General features: G+C 47.8%; 13 protein-coding genes. 5 read left to right on the top strand and 8 right to left on the bottom strand.

All coding sequences use genetic code 11. The features are described 5' to 3' along the window. Positions 1–57 precede the first annotated feature (57 nt). Complete coding sequence (locus tag L0U89_RS15310; protein WP_234862321.1) at positions 58–714, top strand: hypothetical protein; 657 nt, start codon at positions 58–60, stop codon at positions 712–714. A 142-nt stretch (positions 715–856) separates the two neighbouring features. Here L0U89_RS15310 and L0U89_RS15315 read toward each other — a convergent pair whose 3' ends face one another. The 6 genes from L0U89_RS15315 to L0U89_RS15340 all read right to left on the bottom strand — a co-directional run bounded on the left by L0U89_RS15315 (position 857) and on the right by L0U89_RS15340 (position 11,407). Next, entirely contained in the window at positions 857–1,372 is a 516-nt protein-coding gene (locus L0U89_RS15315) for a nuclear transport factor 2 family protein (protein WP_234862322.1), read from the bottom strand. Positions 1,373–1,942: 570 nt separating this feature from the next. Next, positions 1,943–4,312 carry an ABC transporter permease gene (locus L0U89_RS15320; protein ID WP_234862323.1) on the bottom strand — a complete coding sequence of 790 codons (2,370 nt, stop codon included), beginning with the start codon at positions 4,310–4,312 and terminating at the stop codon, positions 1,943–1,945. A gap of 64 nt (positions 4,313–4,376) precedes the next feature. Then, positions 4,377–6,749, bottom strand: coding sequence for an ABC transporter permease (locus L0U89_RS15325; protein WP_234862324.1), 2,373 nt, complete (start codon positions 6,747–6,749; stop codon positions 4,377–4,379). 214 nt (positions 6,750–6,963) lie between these two features. Then, a complete protein-coding gene (locus L0U89_RS15330) occupies positions 6,964–7,662 on the bottom strand; it encodes an ABC transporter ATP-binding protein (RefSeq protein WP_008627067.1) in 699 nt (232 codons plus the stop codon). Between the two features lie 334 nt (positions 7,663–7,996). Further along, positions 7,997–9,724, bottom strand: coding sequence for a tetratricopeptide repeat protein (locus tag L0U89_RS15335; RefSeq protein ID WP_234862325.1), 1,728 nt, complete (start codon positions 9,722–9,724; stop codon positions 7,997–7,999). A gap of 432 nt (positions 9,725–10,156) precedes the next feature. Further along, the gene (locus L0U89_RS15340) at positions 10,157–11,407 is read right to left on the bottom strand and encodes an efflux RND transporter periplasmic adaptor subunit (RefSeq protein WP_234862326.1); all 1,251 of its coding nucleotides are present in this window, start codon (positions 11,405–11,407) and stop codon (positions 10,157–10,159) included. A 341-nt stretch (positions 11,408–11,748) separates the two neighbouring features. Here L0U89_RS15340 and L0U89_RS15345 point away from each other — a divergent pair, with 341 nt between their 5' ends. Together L0U89_RS15345 and L0U89_RS15350 are read left to right on the top strand one after the other, a co-directional pair. Next, the gene (locus L0U89_RS15345) at positions 11,749–13,137 is read left to right on the top strand and encodes a sigma-54-dependent transcriptional regulator (protein WP_234862327.1); all 1,389 of its coding nucleotides are present in this window, start codon (positions 11,749–11,751) and stop codon (positions 13,135–13,137) included. Beyond that, positions 13,127–14,482 carry a sensor histidine kinase gene (locus L0U89_RS15350; RefSeq protein WP_234862328.1) on the top strand — a complete coding sequence of 452 codons (1,356 nt, stop codon included), beginning with the start codon at positions 13,127–13,129 and terminating at the stop codon, positions 14,480–14,482. Before L0U89_RS15345 ends, L0U89_RS15350 begins: the two co-directional genes overlap by 11 nt. 48 nt (positions 14,483–14,530) lie before the next feature. Here the strand turns inward: L0U89_RS15350 and L0U89_RS15355 are convergent, their stop codons facing one another. After that, complete coding sequence (locus tag L0U89_RS15355; protein ID WP_234862329.1) at positions 14,531–16,459, bottom strand: AAA domain-containing protein; 1,929 nt, start codon at positions 16,457–16,459, stop codon at positions 14,531–14,533. Between the two features lie 65 nt (positions 16,460–16,524). Between L0U89_RS15355 and L0U89_RS15360 the strand changes: the two genes are divergently transcribed. Further along, positions 16,525–17,136, top strand: a complete 612-nt coding sequence (locus tag L0U89_RS15360) for an acyl carrier protein phosphodiesterase (RefSeq protein WP_234862330.1) — start codon at positions 16,525–16,527, stop codon at positions 17,134–17,136. After that, positions 17,117–17,578 (top strand): hypothetical protein, encoded by a 462-nt coding sequence (locus L0U89_RS15365; protein ID WP_234862331.1) that lies wholly within the window; start codon positions 17,117–17,119, stop codon positions 17,576–17,578. Before L0U89_RS15360 ends, L0U89_RS15365 begins: the two co-directional genes overlap by 20 nt. Before the next feature lie 63 nt (positions 17,579–17,641). Here the strand turns inward: L0U89_RS15365 and L0U89_RS15370 are convergent, their stop codons facing one another. After that, positions 17,642–18,181: an inorganic diphosphatase gene (locus L0U89_RS15370; protein WP_008627083.1), complete on the bottom strand. Its 540-nt coding sequence runs from the start codon at positions 18,179–18,181 to the stop codon at positions 17,642–17,644. Positions 18,182–18,207: the final 26 nt, after the last annotated feature.

Genomic DNA, 18,207 nt, shown 5'->3' on the forward strand with positions numbered 1-18,207 from the left:
TAAATGCGGATTTGTGTAATTCAATTTTTTGGCCGAGATCTGTAACAAATCGCATTCTTGTGCATCATTCCAACATTTACCAAAACAACCTACCTATTGATTATCAAGGAAAACATCCTCGCCCAACTCTTTGTGATCTACACCCGATATCTTGTCGGTTCGGGCTTTGTTTTTGCAAGCATCGTAAAAATCAAAGGCGAAAGATTCACTACCGTCAGCCACCAGGATGCCCCGTTCGGAACGGCATTCCATTTTTTTGAAACCATGTACCAGACCGGGATTTATTGGCAATTTCTGGGCTGGGGGCAGTTAGTCGCAGGTTTGTTGCTGATGACGCAGCGCTTCGCCAAATTGGGTGCGGTGGTTTTTTTTCCCATTATTCTCAACGTATTCGTGATCACGATCTCGATGGAATTCGCCTTCACGCCGGTGATCACGTTTCTGATGCTGATGGCCAATCTGCTGCTGCTTCTTTGGCATTGGGACGAGCTCAAGATCTTGCTCAATTTGACGCCAACACTTCCCGATGCCAATCGATTGGAGAACAAAAAAATCTGGGAAATCACAGGCTGGATCCTGTTTTTGATGACTGCCGGATATCGTGCCATCAACACGCTCTACAACCCCATGCTATGGATGGGAATGTTGGTATTGGTTGGATTGATTCCTTTAATACTTGTTGGGGTGCAAAGGAATAAATACCTCCGGTTTTGACCAAATTCTCGCTGATAACACCTGTAGATCGCTGGATTGGAATGATGGAATCAAAATAAAAAAAATCCGCACCCCTGTAGGATACGGACCTTTTTTGGAACCGGGTAACTCAAACCTGATTACATCGTCAAGGTTCCTGCCGCTAAGGCAATGTGTCAGCTGCAGCTTTTTGCGCAGCCTCATACTCCATAAAAGCGATAACTACGGGGGAATTGTCCCAGTAGCCATGCTCCCGGGTAATTTTACCGTCAACAAACTGATAAGTGGCGTGGACGGGAACCTCAAACGCCTGGCCCGTCGCAGCCATGGTCGCTTTCCAGGTTCCCCATACGTTGACCCATTTTTCGCCCTCATCTGTAGTCACCATTTCAATCGCATCTTCACCGATGGCGATGGAATAGCTCGAAAATCCGGCCATCTCGTCCTTTTGTTGTGCGATCATCTGATCTACCGATGTTGGTTTGGTTTCGGGCGCGTTGTTGAATATCTGGGCACCCTCAGCATAAAACTGCCTTTGCCCCTCATAATCCCCTTTGTTGTAAAGATCGTACATCGATTTGATCGCGTCGATTTCTGGCGACTGCATGGTGTATCGCTGCTCTTGGGCACAAGAAAACAATATGGCGCAAACTCCAAGGATAATCAGTGTTTTTTTCATAGGATGTTTTTTTTGATTGATGGGAAATGATTTGGAAATTCTGTCTGCTCAATTAAACCCTGCACTTACAGGGAATGCACCGCCCCCTTGGGCGTACCGAAAATCTCAAGCTGATTGATCTTTCATCGTAGCCTTGACTATCAAGCTTACTTCCGAACAGAGGAATCGAACCTTATAAACTAATTTCTTGGAAATCTAAAAACCCTACTCAAATCCTCGGGACGGGCATCCCATTTCAATGGACTTTGGAAACATCAAATTTTGGGCATTTTCACTAAAAACAAACTCTTGTAAATGTTGATAAAATCGCCCAAATATCAAAACAAATATCGTTGATTATGAGGAATTTAAGATGCAGGAGAACACTTTTTACCATCGAATATCCGAATAATACATTCCCACGATTCAACTGACGATAAAAGCCAAAAGATATTTCCCCACATGCAAACATACACATCATGAATATACCCCGAAGCGGATGAGGTCTGATGATATTCGAAAGCATTAAAAATCCACCCGGACTACCATCTCGGGTGGACTTAAAAAAACCAGTGTTCCAAATGAAGCTTACTATTCCGATTTCAACGTCTTGGCCGGATTGACCTGGGCCGCTTTCAGCGCCTGAAGGCTCACGGTCATGTATGCAATCCCCATAATCACCGCGGCGGCCAAGGGTATAAACCACCATTCAAAATCAATCCGATAGGCATATCCCCCCAACCAGTCCTGCATCAGCCAATAGGCGATCGCGGAACCCAGCAGGATTGAGATCGACACGATCAGGATAAACTCGCGGTTGATCACATGGAGAATCGACAAAGTGGACGCGCCCAGCACTTTGCGGATGCCGATTTCCTTTGTTTTCTGCTCGGCGATATGGGCAGAAAGGCCAAATAATCCGAGACAAGAAATAATGATAGTCAGGATGCTGAAATACTGTGCGAGGTCACGAAGCCGCACATCGTCCTGGTACATTCTTGCATAATTTTCGTCCATAAATTGATAGGAGAATGGGAAATCCGGGTTGAGCTCCGTCACCACGCCTTCGATCAACGCGATAGTCTCCTGCATCCTTTCGGGTTGGACTTTGACAAAGGCATTGAATGCGTAGGTCGGGTCAAGGATCATAAACGCCGGTTCCATAGACTGGTGAAAACTCTCGAAGTGAAAATCCTCCACCACGCCGATAATTTCGCGGGGTTCGCCGTTGATTTCAATACTTCTCAAGTCAGGATTCGCTTCGGTGATGATCTCAAAAGCTTTCTTGTTGACGACAACCGACTGTACAGAGTCAGCTGCGCGATCCCTCGAAAATCCCTCGCCAAGGACGAATTTCATCCCCATTGTTTCAAAAAAATCATGATCGACCAATATCCTCTCAAACAAAGCATTGAAATTCGGATCCTTCCCCTCCCAATTGACACCGCCGGTATTGTTGTTTCTTCCCATCAGGCTGTGGGTCGTTCGGGTTACTGATGCGATGTCGGGGCCGGATTCCAGTCTGTTTTTAAAAATCTCATATTTTCCAAATAACTCACCTTCTAAAGGGATTTGAAGCAATTGATCTTTCTCGTAGCCCAGATTTTGGTTGAGGGCAAATTCGATCTGCCGATAGATTACCATCGTGGACACAATCAGACCCGTCGCCAAGACAAATTGAAAAAGCACCAAACCCTTGCGGGCGAAAACCACACCACGACCGCCCTTGATGTAGCTCCTGAAAACGGAAACCACTTTGATCGCCGAAAGGTAAAACGCCGGATAACTACCCGCTATCAGGCCGGTGATGAACATGACCAGCAGTAACCTCGACCAGAAAACCACATCACTAAGCGGCATCACGAGCGACTTGCCTGTCAGGTCGTTGAATATCGGCAAGGTCAACTGCACCAACAAAACCGCAAAAAGACCCGCAAAACAAGTAACCAACAATGATTCGGTGAGAAATTGCGCAATCAATGAATTCCTATCTGCACCTGCGACTTTTCTTACCCCAACCTCCTTGGCTCTTTTTTGGGACTTTGCAGTGGAAAGGTTCATGAAATTGATGCAGGCAATGATGAGGATAAAAATGCCTATCATGGCAAACAGCTTTACATTTTTGATCCGTCCCTCCTGCAATTTTCCGTTCTCCCAAGAACCATAAAGATAGAGTTCGCTTTGCGGATAAGTGAACAGTTTCACATTGCTGCCTTCGTTGCGGTCGAGGATATAGTTTTCGATGGAAGCCGAGAATTTTTCGGGATCGGCCCCTTTCCTGAGTTTCAAGATTGTACTTGGCCCATTGTTGCCCCAATGCTTCAACCAATCGTTGTAGGGTTTGTCAAACATGACCTTGTAGGGTAGAATGTACTCAAAAGCTGCTGCGACTTTGTTGCCCGGATCCGCCAACACACCTTGGACGATAAAGGGTTCTTTGCCCTCATTGGAAATGAACTCAATCGTTTCCCCGATGACATCTGTCTTCCCAAATAGTTTCAATGCACCCTGTGCGGTCAAAACAACATGGGATTTCTCGGTAAGGGCTTTTTCCCTGGACCCATGCAAAAAGGGATATTGCATGATCTTCAGGTAATCCTCTCCCGCATAGAAGCCATTCAATTTGACCCGGTTTTCGCCGTAAGCAAACAATTCCTCGCTGGACCAGGAATAAGTCGCCGCATGCTCGACGTCGGCAAGCGTCTCCTTCATCGACTCCGCCAGAATCCCGGGTGTGGAGTTGGTGGTGAATATCTGTTCACCATAGGACTGGTGCTCCATGACACGGTGAACTTGGTCAATTTCGGGCAGTCCATTGCCCACTTCAAATTCACTTTGGATCCAAAGTCCGATCAGGATTGCGGCCCAAAGTCCCAAAGCAAGGCCAAATACATTGATAAAAAACGTTAGCTTGTGCTTGGCGAAGCCACGAAGGGCGATTTTGAGGTAGTTGGTGAGCATAGTTGGTAGTATTATTGTTGGTTAGTTTGTTCTTTATCAAAATTTCCAGCTGGTGGGAAGGGCACTATTCGTTTTTCAGAATTTGGACCGGATTGGTACCGATGCTCTTGAAGGACTGAAACAGGACGGTAAGCAATGCCAAACCAAAACAAGCCCCAGCTCCGATGAGAAATACCCAAGGCGTGAGTGGCACTCGAAATGCAAAACCCCCCAGCCACTCTCCCATCAGGAGATAGGCCGTAGGTAAAGCAATAAGTACAGCAATTCCGATCAGCTTGAAATAACTGCCGGAAAGCAACAGGAACAATTCGGATGTCTCCGCCCCGAAAACTTTTCGGATGCCGATTTCCTTGGAACGCTGCTGCACGGAATACGCCGTCAACCCAAATAATCCAAGCAATGCAATGAAGACTGAGATCAGCGTCAAGACGTTCATCAGTTTTCCCATCCTGATCTCTGAATGATAGACGGCCTCAAAATCCTGGTCCAAAAAGGTGTAATTCATGGGTACTCTTGGCTCAAACTGCTTCCAAGTCTGCTGCAAATCTTCGATGGCCGCCGCAAAATTGCCCGCGCTGACCCTGACCGTGATATAGTCACGCAAAAAATAGTCATCCATGTACTCAATCACGAGCGGTTTGATTTCTGTGCGTAGGGATTCAAAATTGAAATCGCGGAGCACTCCGACAACTTCCAACTTTGCTTCGTCTTCCGCGCCCTGATTCTTGATGATCGTCTTGCCTATAGCGTCGTCCGCAATCCCCAGTACTTTCGCAGCCCGCTCGTTGATCAAAACCTTTTGTCGATCAGCCCCAGGTATTTTTGAAAAATTTCGCCCATCTGCAAGCTTCAAGTCGAGAGTCGTCACGAAATCCTCATCTGCCTCGTACCAATTCATCCCTTGACCTGTGCCGGACTCCGGAAGGTTGAATCCGCGCATGTGGAAGCTTCCCGGAAGTGGTATCCCCGTTGAGAAACTGGCCGACTGAAACATGGGGTTGGTAGAAAGTCGCCGCTTGAAATCCTCCCGCTCCTGATTTGAGACTTCGCCGTCGTTATGGATGACAAGCAGTTGGTCTCGTTTGAATCCCAGGTCGGTATGCTGGATAAAGCCGAGCTGTTCCTGTACGATCAAAGCACTGATCATCAAAACCAAGGATATCCCAAACTGAAACACCACAAGGCCGCTTCGGAGCCCAACGCTGCCCTTTTCGGATAAGGCAGTGCCCCTGAGTGCCTTGATCGGCTTGAAAGAGGAAAGGTAAAATGCGGGATAAAATCCAGCCATCAAAGTCAGAATAAGGACCAGAACTGGCAGTGATATCCAAATCCAAGAAGGCTGCATCAGGTCAAAACTGATCTGCTTTCCGCTGATTTCATTGAATAGGCCGTTGAGCGATTGGATCAAAAACAGCGAAACAACAGTACTCAGCAGCACCAGAATAAATGCCTCCGCAAGGAACTGTCCGATCAATTGGAACTTTCCCGATCCCATTACTTTTCTCACACCGACCTCCATGGACCTATTTGCTCCTTTTGCGGTGGACAGGTTCATGAAGTTGATACTCGCCAGGAGCAAGATGATTGCAGCCACAGCTGAGAAAACATTGACATAACCCCTGTATCCGTTGACTTCGTGCTCACGCAGGAGGTGGGAATCAAGGTGAATATCCTGTACCCGCTGCAGCGCAAAGTAAAAATCCGTGGACTGCTGATCTCCCGTGAGACGAGGCACAATTTCCGTCGCCACAATTCTATCCAAATGCGCTTCTACGACACTTTCCCCACCCTTTTGCACGATAGCATAAGTGTGGAGGATATTCCATGTCCAATTGTCCATGAGGAATATCTCCTCGTGCATGGATGGCTGATGTACCAATATATCAAAATGAAAGTGCGACTGCGTCGGCAAATCCTTCAAAATCGCAGCGATCCGAACGGGAGTAGTTGCAGAACTGCCTATCAGCAGGTTTTTGTCCATTACTTCGTGTAATGGGACATTTCCAAAGTAACGTCTTGCAGTCGTCTCGGTGATTGCCAAGCCATTGCCTTTGGCAAACGACTCCTTGTTACCCTCAATGATTTCAAAGTCGAACACCTCAAAAAAGTTGGGCTCCGCATAGAATACAGATGTCTCGCGGAATATCTGTGCCGCATTGAGCCCCGTCTCCGGTTGGATGGTGAAATCATTCCATTTCAGAAGCCTCGTGACGGCTTTGATCTCTGAAATACCACTCGTAAGCGCAGCGCCCAATGGCGGAGGTGCCGTGGCGTATTGTGCGTCGCCGTTGGTTCCCCAGTGCGAGGTAATTCGATAGACATGGTCCGAATTGCTGTAAAACCGGTCGTAGTTGTTTTCATCCAAAATAAAGAAACCAATCATCAGAAAACCCGAAATGCCTATCGTCAGTCCGAGGACATTTAGCAGAGAGTACATGCTATTTTTTCGAAGGACTCTCCAGGCGATAAGGAAGTGGTTTTTTAGCATTTTGATTGATGGTAAGCAGGCTTCAATATCTCTCCTCAATCCAGAATTCTTGGAGTTCACCGAGAATTGACCCAACGCAGCGATTCACTGCTGAATGGATTAGTTGATTTGCGTTTAGAAAAGAAAACCGGCACTTTACTTTGCGCCGGTTTCCCTTTGGCTATCAAATGTGGAATTGTTCGCGGATATTCTCCGTCACCACCTTGCCATCAAACAGATTGATGATGCGGTGGGCATAGTTGGCATCATGGGGGGAGTGGGTTACCATCACGATGGTGGTGCCTTCGTTGTTGAGTTCCTCCAAAAGCCTCATGACTTCTTCACCGTTGGCAGAATCCAAGTTACCTGTAGGTTCGTCGGCGAGGATGACGGAGGGCTTGGCAACGATGGCACGGGCAATCGCCACCCTTTGCTGCTGACCGCCGGATAGCTGCTGCGGAAAATGGTCCCGACGGTGCATAATGTTCATGCGGGTCAATACTTCCTCTACCCTTCTTTTCCGCTCGTCGGAGGGAGTCTTGAGGTACAAAAGCGGAAGTTCGACATTTTCGAACACCGTCAATTCATCGATCAGGTTGAAGCTTTGGAAGACAAAACCGATGTTGCCTTTTCTCAGTTGGGAACGCTGGCGCTCTGAATATTTGGCCACCTCATTGTTGATAAAATGGTATTGGCCTGCATCTGGGTTATCCAACAGTCCAATAATGTTGAGCAAAGTGGACTTGCCACATCCTGAAGGGCCCATGATCGCGACAAATTCACCCTTTTTGATCTCGATATTGATATCGTCCAGAGCGGTGGTTTCCACCTCTTCGGTGGTATAGAGTTTTTTCAGGTTAACGGTTTTGATGATGTTTTCCATATTGATTTTTCGATAGATTATGCTTTACGAAAGTTGCATTGATCAACTGATAAACCAGATGTGCCAAACATATGCCACTTATTTTGTCCGCATTTGGTTCAAAATTGGCACTTTTTGTAGATAATCGGGGGAATTTACGAACAGTATTGTCCGCCAGCGAACAAAGCCGAATCTGGTTTTGGTTGGTTGGCCTTCGGTGATTTTCATGCCCCCAAAACACGGACGCACTTCGAATCCGATGAAACCCTGGGAAAAAACTGAATGCGTTTTTTTTGCTTCTAAGAATTCGAAAAAACCGATTTTGATTCATCGAATATCTCTCGAAATTCCCCGCTCACTTTATTCTCGAAGATTGCAGCGTCACATCGGCTGTCTTCCATACCGCATCAAACTGGTCCTTTGCCTGAACGGATTCGCCGGACTTCCCTGATTTCTCCAAAGCCAGCATCAGGCCATAGGATGCCCATCCGTTTTTTGGAAATTCCTCCAAATCCCTCCTGAAAACAGCCTCAGCTTCCTCATATTTCCCAGCTTCCAAGAGCACCGCACCCAAATGATGACGCGTGGACAAAAACCAATCAGGGGGCTCATTGTACAAAAGCCGGTCCTCCAAATCCGAAGCTTGGCGCAGTTTTGAGATGGCATCTTCAAATTGTCCCTTACTTGCCAAAAATTCCCCCTCGAGCACGAACAATGCGATTTCCAGAATGGACTGAAGTGAATTTATTCCCCAAATCGTGGCATCTCCAAGTGAATTATTGGCAACTAAGCCTTTTAATGCTTTGAGTTCAACTTCGGCAGCGGCCAAATCGTCCTTGCCCAGGAAGGCCATGCCGCGTGCATAATGCTTGATTGCCTCTTGGTATTCTGTGCCATTTTCCCAGAGTGAAAGCTCCAAAACCTCATCCCAAAGACCAAACTTGACCCTCACGAAATACGGAATGGTCGAAAAGTGCTGAATGACTTCGAGGCCTTCCACGGCCTTCAAGTCAAGGGCCAAATGTTCATACAACCTGTCCGCCGCGAAAACAGCCCATTTGCTGTTCCCCTCCAAGATCGCGGTCCCGGCCATGAAATGGTAATTGTGTGGAAAATAGGCCAAAGGATATGTCCCTTGGGCTTTGCAAGTCTCAATGTAAAGGCTATCTACTTTGGCCGCGCGGAGATTTGCAAGTGTACCCTCATTGTAATGTCCCGTACGGATATAGATGTGGGAAGGCATATGGATCAAATGTCCCACCATCGGGGTAAGTCCCTGGTCAAATTTCCTGGCTGAATTCAAGCCTCTCTCAGGATGCCTCGATCCCTCGACTGCATGGATGAAAAGATGGTGCGCTCCGGGATGATCAGGATGTTTTTCCAATACTTTTTCCAAAATTTCCAGTATCAAATTGGTGTTCCCTTTGGGATTGCCCTCTTTGTCCCAAAGATCCCAAGGCTGAAGGTCCATCAAAGCCTCTGCATAAAGGGTCCCTGCGTCGGCGTCGTCCGGATATTTTTCCCACACTTTGGCCATTGCCTGCGCATAGGCTTCATCCAATTCGGTTCTGTCGGTCCTTGGCTCGGCCACATATCTTTTGTCCATGGCCATGATAAAGGCAGCTTCCTTTTCAGAGACTAGATTCAGCTTGGATTTGGCCTTTTGAATTGCAGCAAAAGCCAACTGGTAGTGCTCGGGCTCCATGCCCGCATTGTAGTTGGGCCCCAACACATAGGCCTGCCCCCAATAGGCCATTGCAAGGTCCGGATCCAAGCTTGCGGCATACTGGAAGGAGCGCTCTGCTTCCGCATGGTTGAATCCATAGGCTAGCAAAAGCCCTTGGTTGAAGTACTTCCTTGCCTCAGCATGATCGGTCGAAACAGGAAAATCCAGAAGATCCATTCCCTGCAACAAAGGCGCTTTGCCGTCTTTAAAATCCCACTGCATGCCGGCCGGAACAAAACACAGACTCATCGCCTGCTCATAGGGATCCTTTTCGGCAACAACATCATCGGATGGTCTTTGACAGGAAAAAACACTGCCCATCAGACCAATTGCGATAATCAGATTTCTGCTGTACATAGTTTGTATTTGTTAAAATGTAAAATTCAATTCAGTGCTCTTCCTAGCAATATCGAAATTACTTCTTTATTAGTTCAAGACATTTCCCCAAACGGACCAAAAAGTGGAATTCACACAATTAAAAATATAACTTGTTGATTTCTATAAATTTATCTAAAAAACGCAACGAAATCAATCCAAAATCGGAATCTCGGTTCATCAAATTATAATTGAATTCCTGATCTGGCTTTTTCTAAATACCCAGCCATAAAATGACAGAGAGGTTACTAAGGATTCCCTTTGTTTGGGAATCCTTAGTAGAAAAAGCATCCATAGGTCGTTTGGCCATTTGTAACTTGAGTTAATTCCAAAGGAAATATCAAACCTAAAACCAAAGATCGCGGATCTGCAGGCTTACTGAGAATCCTAATTCTGCGCCAAGAATGCTTCTTCTTAATTCAAATTCAAAACCTCATTCTTGCCAAAGTTCTCGTAGCCACTGATGATGACTTTCTCGCCTGTTTCCAGCCCTTCGATGACTTCATAGTATTCTGGGTTTTTGCGGCCAAGTCGGATGCTGCGCTTTTCGGCTTTGCCGGTAGACTGATTGACTACGAATACCCAGTTTCCGCCCGTATCCTTATAAAATCCACCCGTCGGCAACAGGACTGCCTGCTCACTTTCACCCAATTCCAATCGGATACGGACAGTCTGCCCACGCCTGATACCACTAGGCACCTCGCCCGTAAAAAACATATCCACTTCGAAGCGCCCATTGGTGACATTGGGATAGATTTTGCCGATTTCCAATTCGTAATCGCCTCCTGAAAAGGTGAATGTCCCCTTCAGCCCTGTCGACACGCGTGGTAAGTACAATTCATCGATCGGAACGCGCACTTTAAACTTGTCCAATATATCGATTTGGCCATAGCGCTGCCCGGCTTGGATGGACTGACCGACTTCGATCTGCTCGGTCGATAGCTGTCCTTTTATAGGTGCACGCACGACGAGATTATCCAGAATATGGCCCACGCCATCGAGGGATTGGGTCATGCGTAACTCGGAATCACGCAATTGCCTCTTCTGGATTGACCTGGCGATCGAGTCGTTGCGGTAGGACTCGTAAGTGAGTTTCCGGCGCTTGACGTTGTAGAGGTACTGTTCTTTGACTTCTTCGAGTTCGCGGTCAGAGATCAGCCTCTTTTTGTGTAATTCCAGAAAACGCTCGTATTGAGGCTTAAGCAGGTTGATCTGGTAGTCTATTTCAGCCAATTGGCCTTGCTGGTTGAGGTCGTTTTGGTCGAGCAGAAGACGGGTTTGGCGGAGGTTGTTGATTTGGAAATAAAGGTCCGTCTCACGCTGCATCACATCGAGTTGGAGGTTGGAATTGGTGAGTACCAGGATCGTATCCCCCTTTTCCACAAGGGCACCGGACTCGCGGACGATTTGTTGGATATTTCCCCGCTCGATTGCATCCAAGAAAAAGACCTCTCCCGGCTCAATCGTGCCCGACACGGGAATGTAATCGGTAAACTCACCGGCTTTGACGGTTGCGATCGTGACACGCTCCATGGCGACGTTCATCGATGAGCGGGAATCCGCAAATACCAATTGATAAATCACAAACCCTACCACTAAAGCAGCTCCAGCTACCATGGCTATGAACTTGGGCGTCCAGGTTTTCTTCTCTATTTTCCTATCCATCTCGGATGACGTGTTTTAAATTCTCACAGGTATTTGCCAATTAACATGCCATGAAAAAAATGCCCAAAATCGACCAAAATCCGTGAATTTTTCCACGCGGAAGAAATTTTTCGAACAAATTCGTCCGCCAGCGAACAAAAACTGCATCAAGGAATACAATTCCTATGCTACACCAAACCAACCAAGTAATGGAAAAAATGCCTAAATTCTAGGCGTTTGGCCATTTTCGGTCAAACATTGACCGTTTGTATCATTTCGGTACAAGTTTTGGCTCAGTAAGTGGAGACGATCGTTCACTGCTCCGTCTCATATCCAGCGTCTCACATCTCATGTCTTAAAATATGAAAGAACAAAAACCCGGTAAAATCCTCATCGTCGACGACAACGAGGACCTCTTGAAGGCCGCTAAGATTTTTTTGAAAAGGCATTTTGGGCAAGTGGACACGGAGACGAATCCCGGATTGCTGCCTGTGCTGATCGTCAACGAGCAGTATGACGTGATCATGCTGGACATGAACTTCACCAAGGATGTCAGCAGCGGACAGGAGGGTTTTTACTGGCTGGACCGGATATTGGAATTGGATTCATCGGCAGTCGTCGTCTTGATCACGGCCTATGGGGACGTCAATACAGCCGTCAAAGCCATCAAGGAAGGTGCGACGGATTTTGTACTGAAGCCATGGGAAAATGAGAAACTCCTCGCCACACTCAATGCCGCGCTCCAACTCCGTCAATCCAAGTTGGAAGTCTCCCAACTCAAAAAGCAGCAACAGCAACTTTACCAGGATATCGACAGCAAGTTCAAAGATATCATTGGACAAAGTCCCGCGATGGTAAAGGTCTTTGAAACGATCGAACGCGTGGCCGGTACCGATGCCAACGTCTTGATCCTCGGAGAAAACGGTACGGGCAAGGAACTGATCGCCCGCGCGATCCACCGTTTTTCGAAGCGTCACAAGGAGGCCTTTGTGAGTGTGGATTTGGGTTCGATTACGACAACCTTGTTCGAATCGGAGCTTTTCGGCCACAAGCGTGGCTCGTTTACCGATGCGAAGGAAGACCGGGCGGGAAGATTTGAGCAAGCCAACAAAGGCACGCTCTTTTTGGACGAAATCGGCAACCTTCCGATGCCTTTGCAGGCTAAGCTTTTGGCAGCCCTTCAAAACCGCGAGGTCACCCGCGTGGGTGCCAACAAGCCTACGCCGGTCAATATCCGCCTGATTTCGGCCACCAATATGCCGATCCACAGCATGGTGTATGAAAATACCTTTAGGCAGGATTTGCTCTACCGGATCAATACCATTGAAATTACACTACCGCCGCTGAGGGAGCGCTTGGAGGATATCCCACTCTTGGCCAACCATTTCATAGATATCTATGCCAAAAAGTACAACAAAGAAATCCGCAAGGCTGGAGAGGCCCTGATCAAAAGGATGCAAAAGTACCATTGGCCGGGCAATATCCGCGAACTCCAGCACAGCATCGAGCGGGCGGTCATTATGACGACACACAGCGTGCTCCAGCCGGAAGACCTATTTATGCAAAAGCAACTCAGCCCCGAAAAGCAGGACGAAATGGTCAGCCTCGACCACCTCAATATCGAGGATGTGGAGAAGATTTTGATCAGAAAGGCCCTGCAAAAGCACAATGGACACATTACTCGCGCCGCGGAGGAGTTGGGATTGACGCGATCATCATTGTACAGGAGATTGGAGCGCTATGGGCTTTAGGTCATTTACAGTCGGCGTGACGGTCCGCATTTTGCTGATCGTCTTTTTTGTCTACCTGGGATTGTACATCTACCATCAGGATGGTTCGCTGATCCAAGCGACTATGTTTTCCGTAATCGTACTTTTCCTGACACTGAACCTCATTTCCTACAGCACTACCACCAACCGAAAAATCACGCGCTTCCTCGAGTCGATCCGATATTCCGATTTTTCTTCCTCCTTTACCAAAGACAGCAAACTCGGTTCATCCTTTCGGGAAATGAACATGTCCTTCAACGAGGTAATAGAAGCCTTCAAAAAAACCCGGGCCGAAAAAGAAGAGCAGATGCTTTTTCTCCAAATCATGATCCAGCACATCAATACGGGGATCATCTCCTTTGACAGTACAGGAAGAATCGGCGTCATCAACGGCGCCGCCAAGCAATTGCTGCAAATCCCACAGTTCAAGGACATCCATGACCTTGGAAAAATATCCATCGAACTGCTCAAAAATGTACTTTCGCTTAAGCCGGGCGGCTCCTTTTCGATCAAAATCAACAACGACCTCCACCTCAACGTGCAGTCCGCCGCCTTCAAGATGGAGGGGAACAGTTGGACCCTGCTATCCTTCCAAAACATCCGTGCCGAGCTCCAGAAAAACGAGCTTCAGGCTTGGCAAAACCTCACCAAAGTCCTTCGCCACGAGATCATGAACTCGATGACGCCCATCGCCAGTCTTGCCAATTCCCTTGGGACAATCCTGGAAGAGGATGTCATCGAGCAGGAAGATGGCAGCTTGGAAATCGAGCAAGACACTTTTGTCGACCTATCGGAGGGCCTGCAGACCATCAGCAAGCGCAGCGCGGGCCTGGTGGATTTCGTCAACGCTTACAGGGACTATACGAATATTCCCCAGCCTGTCCTGAGACGATTCCCCGTGCAGCAGCTCTTTGAAAACATCTGCACCCTCCTCAAGGAAGAATTGCTCAAAGTGGATATCAAACTCGTGACGGAAATCCAACCCAAGGAACTGGAAATCAATGCCGACCAGGACTTGATCCAAATGATCCTGATCAACCTGATCAAAAACGCCAAGGAAGCAATGGAAAAGGCCACCAACCGCACGATCATCCTCAAAGCAGGCATCGACGGGCAGTCCTTTCCATATATTCGGGTCATCGACCACGGCGAAGGCATCGTTCCGGAAGCGATCGAGCGGATATTTGTGCCCTTCTTCACGACCAAAAAAACCGGCAGCGGCATTGGCTTGGCGATCTCCCGTCAGATCATGAACCTCCACAAAGGCAGCCTCGAAGTCGAATCCGAACCCGGAAAAAGGACAGCTTTTACTTTGGGTTTTGGGTGAAAAAGTATCTTCTTTATCGATTAGGCATGATAGCCCGGTAATTTTACCCTACCCCAAATACTCATAGACACTATGGTAACAGCCATGGGATTCTACATAGTCGATGTAGGCATGATAGAATGGGTGGGCACTTAGGGTAGCGCTGTCTCCAACGACGATCAGTTTGCGCTTGGCACGGGTCAGGGCCACATTCATGCGGCGTGTGTCGGAGAGAAAGCCGATCTCATTTTTGGTATTTGACCGCACGAGACTCAACAGGATGATATCACGCTCTTGCCCTTGGAACCCGTCGATCGAGTCGATCGTCAGGAGTTCGGAAAAGGATCGCAGGTTGGGATAGTTGTAGGACTCGAAGAGCAATTCGTTGAATTTCCTGACCTGGGCTTTGTAGGGCGCGATCAGTCCGATATTCCAGGCGGCTGTTTTGATCTTGGCGATGCCGATGCGCTTGATCAGCGACTCAAGTTGGCCGAGGCAAAACTTCGCTTCCTCCGGATTGAAAGTGGAAAATGTCTCCTCCTCCGTCTGTTCGGCAAATCCACTTCCCGCAGTATCGACAAATTCCAACACAGGTTCGGCTTCATCCAAGAAATGATATCGGATATTGGGTGCGGCATGCAAATCGCGGTGGTAGAAAAAATCACTCGAAAACCCTGCAATCAGCTCAGGCATGCGGTACTGGACATTGAGCATATGGGAAGCTGCGGGCTTGCGTTTGATTACCTTTTCGAAAAGCGTCTCTGCGAGGCCACCTTGTGCCGCTTCATAGGACTTGATCGTAGGCGGGAGTTGGCAGTGGTCACCTGCCATCACGATCTTTTGGGCTTTTTGGACCGGAATCCACACGGCCGGCTCCAATCCCTGCGCGGCCTCATCGATAAACACAACGGGAAACTTGCGTCCATCGAGCATGGAATGCGCCGCACCAACAAGCGTACAGGCCACAACCTGCGTTTCCTGGAAAATGTCATAGACGATATAGTCTTCGAGCTGAGCCGCTTCATCCCGGGCCCGGGCAACCTCATCCAGCATTCTGCGCTTCTGCATCCGCTCTTCCTGACCGTAATTGCGTTTGTACTTGGAAGCGAGCTTGCGCAGTTCGTCGACAGATTTTTTGACCCGCTTCAGGTCCTTGTAGCTATCGTGTTGGGCGATCTTCGCATCCAAAGTCTGCGCAAGAATCTGCTCGTCCACTCGTGCGGGATGGCCCATCCGCAGGGTTTTGATACCCTGGGCGACCAGTTTTTCCACTAAAAGATCCACGGCCGCGTTGCTCGGTGCCGTCACCATGACCTGGGAAACAGACCTCAACGTCTCTACGATCGACGCGACCAAAGTAGTGGTCTTGCCTGTCCCTGGAGGACCATGGATGACGGCCACGTCCTTTGCGGCGATCACTAACCTGAGCGCTTGTTGTTGGCTCTCGTTGAGCCCATCGGTTTCCAAGGGCTCAATAGGGCTGAATTCGGGCGATTTCTCACCCAATAGAATCTGCTTGAAAGCACCCAATCGGCCTTTTTCGGACTGGATGACGGATTTCATGGCCGACTCCATTTCGCGGTAGCTCGCCTCGTCAAAAAGCAAGTCGACGCCAATACGCGTTTGGAATGCCCAGTCAGGAAGTGAATCCTGCGAAAGGGTAACGGTCATCGTATCCTTTTTGACCTGGTTGATGACACCGCTGATGCGCATATTGGATGCGTTGTTGAAATCGGCGGTGGTGAAGATGGAGACGGATTTGCCAGACTGGAAGGAGTGCGATCTGCCCGTATCAATCCGCTCAAGCTCAACGATCAAACGGTCGCCAAGTCTGTGCTTGCTGGTTTTCAACTGGACTGGATACCAGCAAACACCCTCTTCTTTTTTGGATGCGATCGAGGCGTTCAGGAACTTTCTGCGATACTCCTGGAGATCGGTTTCCCACTCCAACTTCAAAAGTTTCAAAGTATTTGTTAATTCTTCCTGAATATTTCGCATCAATCTCTAATTTTAGGGCGAAAGTAATCAATATCCTTCCCCCACATTACACGCTGCAATAAAAGGTGAATTTTCTCGCACACGCTTATCTATCATTTGGTGATCCTAAGGTTCTAGTCGGAAATTTTATCGGTGACTTCGTCAGAGGCGATATCGAACACAGTTTTGACAAGGATATCGTCATTGGCATCAAGCTCCATTGGGGTATTGATAACTTCACGGACCACCACTTTGTAGTGAAGGAGGCACAGGCAATCCTGAGGCCGCATTACAGCCGTTATTCGATGGTAATCACGGATATGTACTTCGATTACTTCCTCGCAAGGTATTGGAAAAACTACAGTGCCAAGCCGCTGCCTGAGTTCGCCGATGAGGTTTATGAAACAATTGATAGCTATGCCGACATATTACCGGAGAAATTCCTCCAAACATTCAGCTACATGAAGTATTACAACTGGCTTGCTGGCTATGGGGAACTCGAAGGAATCCGCAGGGCAATGACAGGAATGTCTAAGCGAACACGCTTCGATTCCAAAATGGAGACCGCCCATATTTTTCTAGACGAACACCACGAGTACCTAAAGGTCCATTTCGGCGATTTTTTTGAAGATGTGGTAAGTTTTGCCAAGGGAAGATTGAAGGAACTGAGGGAAGAATATGGTTCACTGCAAACCTAAGACAAGCACGTACATTGCCTTAAGCCTCATCCTGTTGGCTTTGGTCGCAGGATTGGTCAGTACTTTGGGGCACTTTGCCAGCCAAAGAACGTATCCAATTTGGTTGTATTTGAGTGTGACTGTACTTCTCACGGTGGTGATTTTGATGCTTTTGGTCAAAATGATGGCCGGCTTCAAAACCATATCGGCTGGCGATGGAAAAATCGTAACCATGCTGCCGCTTCGAAACCAAACCAAGGTTTACCCACTCGCGGAAGTCATCGCTTGGGATGAGGAAAAAGTCGTTGCCAACAAACGCGAGTTTCGGCAGCTGACGATAGTCTTTTCTGACAAAAACTCCTTCACCATCAGCAACCACGAGCATGTCAACTACGATGATTTTTTCAAATACCTCATCAAAAAGCTCCCCAACAAAAGGCCGAAGCAAAAAGCGAAACAATAGTCTACCTGTACAAAACCGATTCCTTAAAAAAACAAAACCCCGATTTTGGACCGAGGCCTGCTATTATCTTTGGGTGCGGAAGTTTCTGTCGTACAGCGTGATGCTGTCCTTAATGATTTTATAGGCTTCTTCTTTTCCAAGAAAATCCTCCACCTTCACCTCCTTATTTTCCAATTTTTTATAGTCTTCAAAAAACCGGTGAACCTCCTTCATCAGGTGGGGCGGCAGTTCATCGATATCGCTGATATAATTGACGGATTGGTCGTCGGCTGCCACGGCGATGATTTTGTCATCGGCCTCGCCCCCATCTACCATCCGCATTACGCCGATGACTTTAGCCTTCACGAGAGTCATCGATGGAATGTCTATCTGTGATATAATCAGAATATCCAAAGGGTCCTTGTCGTCGCAGAAAGTCTGGGGAATAAAACCATAATTCGCAGGATAATGCACTGCCGAAAACAACACCCGGTCCAGCAGAAGCATGCCCGTTTTCTTGTCCAATTCGTATTTTCCTTTACTTCCTTTTGGAATTTCTATGACGCCCATTACATATTCAGGGGCTTCTTTTCCAATATTGACATCATGCCAAGGGTTGATCATCTCTAAAAAGATTTAAGGGTAAACAA

This window comes from Mariniradius sediminis (assembly GCF_021491425.1).
Taxonomy (GTDB): Bacteria; Bacteroidota; Bacteroidia; order Cytophagales; family Cyclobacteriaceae; genus Mariniradius; species Mariniradius saccharolyticus.

Bases quoted from the DNA above. Each gene is read 5' to 3' on its own strand.
- L0U89_RS15325 (WP_234862324.1), bottom strand. From the start codon at position 6,749: ATGTACTCTCTGCTAAATGTCCTCGGACTGACGATAGGCATTTCGGGT.
- L0U89_RS15330 (WP_008627067.1), bottom strand. From the start codon at position 7,662: ATGGAAAACATCATCAAAACCGTTAACCTGAAAAAACTCTATACCACC.
- L0U89_RS15345 (WP_234862327.1), top strand. From the start codon at position 11,749: ATGAAAGAACAAAAACCCGGTAAAATCCTCATCGTCGACGACAACGAG.
- L0U89_RS15370 (WP_008627083.1), bottom strand. From the start codon at position 18,181: ATGATCAACCCTTGGCATGATGTCAATATTGGAAAAGAAGCCCCTGAA.
- L0U89_RS15335 (WP_234862325.1), bottom strand. From the start codon at position 9,724: ATGTACAGCAGAAATCTGATTATCGCAATTGGTCTGATGGGCAGTGTT.
- L0U89_RS15340 (WP_234862326.1), bottom strand. From the start codon at position 11,407: ATGGATAGGAAAATAGAGAAGAAAACCTGGACGCCCAAGTTCATAGCC.
- L0U89_RS15315 (WP_234862322.1), bottom strand. From the start codon at position 1,372: ATGAAAAAAACACTGATTATCCTTGGAGTTTGCGCCATATTGTTTTCT.
- L0U89_RS15320 (WP_234862323.1), bottom strand. From the start codon at position 4,312: ATGCTCACCAACTACCTCAAAATCGCCCTTCGTGGCTTCGCCAAGCAC.
- L0U89_RS15365 (WP_234862331.1), top strand. From the start codon at position 17,117: ATGGTTCACTGCAAACCTAAGACAAGCACGTACATTGCCTTAAGCCTC.
- L0U89_RS15350 (WP_234862328.1), top strand. From the start codon at position 13,127: ATGGGCTTTAGGTCATTTACAGTCGGCGTGACGGTCCGCATTTTGCTG.
- L0U89_RS15355 (WP_234862329.1), bottom strand. From the start codon at position 16,459: ATGCGAAATATTCAGGAAGAATTAACAAATACTTTGAAACTTTTGAAG.